The organism is Vibrio marisflavi CECT 7928 (genome assembly GCF_921294215.1).
GTDB lineage: Bacteria > Pseudomonadota > Gammaproteobacteria > Enterobacterales > Vibrionaceae > Vibrio > Vibrio marisflavi.
The window spans coordinates 1-2,628 of the sequence record NZ_CAKLDM010000008.1; the positions used below are offsets into that span (position 1 = coordinate 1).

2 protein-coding genes are annotated in these 2,628 nt (G+C 41.8%); both read right to left on the reverse strand.

Annotated features, from left to right (window positions below):
• Nucleotides 1-51 precede the first annotated feature (51 nt).
• The gene (locus tag L7A31_RS22110) at nucleotides 52-219 is read right to left on the reverse strand and encodes a hypothetical protein (protein ID WP_237364228.1); all 168 of its coding nucleotides are present in this window, start codon (nucleotides 217-219) and stop codon (nucleotides 52-54) included.
• Between the two features lie 1,460 nt (nucleotides 220-1,679).
• Nucleotides 1,680-1,901: a hypothetical protein gene (locus L7A31_RS22115; protein ID WP_237364221.1), complete on the reverse strand. Its 222-nt coding sequence runs from the start codon at nucleotides 1,899-1,901 to the stop codon at nucleotides 1,680-1,682.
• Nucleotides 1,902-2,628 lie beyond the last annotated feature (727 nt).

Below are 2,628 nucleotides of genomic sequence, written 5' to 3' on the forward strand. Positions count from 1 at the left end.
CGCTCGTTTCTCTGTGAGCTGGAAAGGGGCGCTAACGCCCCTTTCCCCCAGTTAACTGCCCCTTCGGAATGGCGGAATGTTGATTGTATGCGCTGCTAATTCTTCAGCCAAAGCTTCTTGTTCTTTTTTTAACTTCTTAGCGTCTTTAATTCGCTTCGCTTGTTTTCTCATACTCAAGTCGACGTTTTTTTTCTTTTTGTTTTTCTCTTTACTGTTCATTAGACCTCACAGGATTGTTCTGATTTTAAGGTTTATATTGCATACCTTATCAAAGGTTGTCCTGGAAAATGAAAAGCTGACGCTCTCACTCCGTTCGTTTGTCGGATCGTGCTCACTCATGAAAGAACTTCGTTCATTTCACGACTAAGCACGATCTCTAATCGCAAACTTTAGGTTATGGGCGTTACGGTGTGATATTTCGGTGAGCAGGAAAAATGTTAATTCGCCTTGTGAATCGCGCTAAAGCGTTACAAACTTTCAGAGCGGTTCTATAGCGTTTACTGGGTGTTAGGTGTTGTAAATGAGCTTAAAATGGCTCTGAGGGCTTCTGAGAGGCGTTTTAGCTGGCTAACTGAGCCATTTACCATAATAGGAATAATGAATACCTGATTTTGATGTTATTGTTACGCGCTAAACTCCAATTTTTGCGAGAACCCTGCTGTGAATAAAAATCTTCGAATAAAAAATTGCCGCCAGAGAGCGATGAGGTTTTATATCTTGAAGCGAAAGCTATAATCAAAGAGATTTTAGAACCTGTTTTTAATATGGCTCGAACTCATAAGGTAATGTCTAGATGTCCTTGTATCGAATGCTTTTCTGATGATTTGTTTGAATACATTAATAATAAATATGAAAAACCTATTTCTGACCTGTTGTACGAGATACTGATCACTAAATTCCGATATAATTGGAGCCGTATTTAACGTAATTTCACTTAGTGCGAACTCAGATTAGACGTAAGAACGGCTCCCGATTGGAGCCGTTTTTTTAGCACGAAGGAAAAATGGAGGGAACTTCATGCTTAATGATAGTTTAGTCAATAGTGTTTTTCTATGCCGGATTTAACGTAACGGCACTTAGTGCGCATCGAGATTCAGATACAAAAAGCCTCCCATATGGGAGGCTTTTTTGTTTGTTCTTGCTCAACAACAGAAGTTTGTCGTTGAGACTTCAGGGATTTAGATTTAATCTTAACCCAGATGTGAAAAAACAGCTTAGGCGAGCTGGTTTTCTCGGAATACTTACTGGTTAAGAAGCCCGTTGTAAGTCCTTTCATGATAGCCATATCGTTTAAGCACTTCAAGTACTCCTGCACTCTGTTTGGATCAAGATTTTGGACAGAGCTACGCACATCAGTCAGCGATCAAGGGAAATTCCATAGCTGATAGGTAAAGGCACTAATCAAAACTAAGCGAAAGCTCGATAACACCGCCCCTTGTAGCTGCTAGAGGGGACAAGCGGAAAAGGAATAACTGATTAGTGTTGTGAGGCCGGAATGGGGGCGTAAAGCCTAACTCACAGCGCAGGGCAGCCCGAAAGGGTAAGAGAAAAATCCCAATCTGAAAGCGACCATAAATGATGCCCAAATGGGTAGGGGTCGGCGCAGCCGAAAGGGCTTGTAGCGCCGCCCTCGCGTGGCATCCTTACTTCTTTTCTGAGGTGTTCTATGAATGTTTCCCCTAGTTCTCTCGTCCATTTTTTGCTTCTCTTGGAGCGTAACAATTCGATTGAGCTTCGACGAATTCGGTGTCAGGCGAAAGAGGTGCGTTGGCATCGGCAGCAACATGAGAGAAATGGTCGAATATTAGGTTCTTCCATTGAACCCATATTTCAAACTCTGGATTGAATTCTACTAACAACGGTCGAGTGCTGGCGTTGAATGAAGGAGCAAAGCGAACCATTCGATGACAGTGCTGACCCGACAAGCGTTAGCGCGTCAGTTTTGTTCCTTTGTCTCGCTAGGGGTTCAGCGTAGCCGAAACAAAGCTCTTTAAGCCTTTTCTCAGAACAAAAAAAAACTTATTGAGCGCGGAGCGCAAACTCTCTACTTGCTCGATCTTCTTTGTCGATTGTGTGTAAAACTATGGGCAGTTTACTGTCCTAGTTTTTCCACATGAGGCTGTACGCGTTATCCTCGTCTGTCGTATGGTTTTTTGAATCACGACACTGCAATTCTTCGCATCAAACGCCGCTAGGCTACCGTTTTTTTTCTCCATAAATATAAAAACACACCCTCAAAAATAACGCACAGCTAAGCTTTTATGACCCCCGAAATGCCCTACACCCCTCGGAAGATTACATCTTCACATAAGTGGTTGTCTGTAAAGGAAAAAATCCGTTAAAAAATTTTCAGAAAATGAGTTAAAGTGACGTCATTTACGAATCACTTGTGAGTCATTTGTGATTCATTTACGATACATACTTTAATATCAATAGGTTAGTGATTTAGTGATTCACTTGCGATACACGGTGAATCACAAGTAATTCATCAATGATTCACCGGTAATTCGCGAGTGATTCGTAAATGAATCGCGCAAATCTGGTTGATTCTCATGAGGTTGTGATGCCAACAAAAAAAGAAAAACTCCAACTCTATGTGCAGCTAGAATACACAGAGTGCACTCGCTA